The organism is Polaromonas sp. P1_E3 (assembly GCF_056405935.1).
The window spans coordinates 1-1,506 of sequence record NZ_JBFUBD010000547.1 but is presented as its reverse complement, the minus strand read 5'-3'; the positions used below and the strand labels follow the sequence as shown (position 1 = coordinate 1,506).

Annotated in this window: 1 protein-coding gene; it reads left to right on the top strand. The window is 63.0% G+C overall.

Annotated elements, in window-relative coordinates; genetic code table 11:
- Positions 1 to 1,250: efflux RND transporter permease subunit (locus AC1D0Z_RS21530; protein WP_477660191.1), on the top strand; the 1,250-nt coding region annotated here is incomplete at its 5' end.
- Positions 1,251 to 1,506 lie beyond the last annotated feature (256 nt).

The following is a 1,506-nucleotide window of genomic DNA, read 5'->3' as shown; positions in this document are numbered from 1 at the left end:
GCCGCATGCTGATCAACCTGAAAAAAGAGCGCACCGGCAGCCAGCAGGAAACCATGGACCGGCTGCAGCGCCGGGCCGCCGCAGTGGCCGGGGTCACGCTCTACCTTCAACCCACGCAAGACCTGACCATCGACGCTGAAACCGGGCCCACGCAGTTCCGCGTGTCGCTCGAAGGCTCCAACAATGCCACCGTGGTGGAATGGGCCAACAAGCTCACGCTGCGCATGCGGCAGCTCGAAAGCCTGCGCAACGTGTCATCCGATGCGGGCTCCAGTGGTGCCGGGGCCTACATCACGGTAGACCGCGACACTGCCTCGCGCCTGGCCGTTACGACCTCGTCCATTGACGACGCGCTGTACAGCGCATTCGGCCAGCGCATTGTCTCGACCATCTTCACCGAGACCAACCAGTACCGCGTGATCCTCGAAGCCATGCCCGATTCCTTGCGCACGCCGGCATCGTTGGGCAGCCTGCAACTTAAAACCGGCTCGGGCACGCCGACGCCGCTGTCGGCCATCGCCACCATCACCGAGCAGGCGGCCCCGCTGCAGGTCACCCGCGTGGCCCAGTACCCGGCCACCACACTCGGTTTTGACACGGCTCCCGGCGTCTCCCTGGGCAAGGCGGTCGACGAGATCCGGGAAGCGGCCAAGGACATCGCCATGCCCGCCAGCGTGACCATGACCTTCCTGGGCGCGGCGGGCGCCTACCAGGCCTCGCTCTCCAACCAGCTCTGGCTGATCCTCGCGGCCGTGATCTGCGTCTACATCGTGCTGGGTGTGCTGTACGAAAGCTACATCCACCCGCTGACGATTCTCTCGACCCTGCCCTCCGCTGGCGTGGGCGCGCTGCTGGCGCTGATGATCAGCGGATCAGGCCTCGGGGTGATCGGCATCATTGGCATCATCCTGCTGATCGGCATCGTGAAGAAGAACGCCATCATGATGATCGACTTCGCGATCGACGCCGAGCGCAACCAGGGCAAATCTCCCCAGGAGGCCATTCACCAGGCCGCGCTGCTGCGCTTTCGGCCCATCCTGATGACGACGCTGGCCGCGCTGTTTGCTGCTGTGCCCTTGATGCTGGGCTTTGGCGAAGGTGCTGAATTGCGAAGGCCTCTGGGGTTGGCGATTTTTGGCGGGTTGATTGTGAGCCAGGTGTTGACGCTGTTCACGACGCCGGTGATTTATTTGGCGTTTGACCGGTTGGGGCGGAGGTTTGGGAAGAAGGGGAAGGAGGTTTCTGCGTGAGACTTCTTTGTGGTCCGTACTGCGGGGTTGGATTGAGTTTCGGGACCGGGGTCGCCCGGCAGGCGACTCACTTTTCTTTGCTTCGCCAAAGAAAAGTAAGCAAAAGAAAGGCGACCCTGGTTCCTGCGTCCCTTCGCTTCGCTRCGGGCAACCTGCGGTGCTCGGTCCAGCCGGGGTCAAAAACAACTCGCTTCGCTCAAACAAGTTTTTGCCCTGATCCGTCTGGCCCTGCGCTCCTCGGCGCATCCACAAGGGG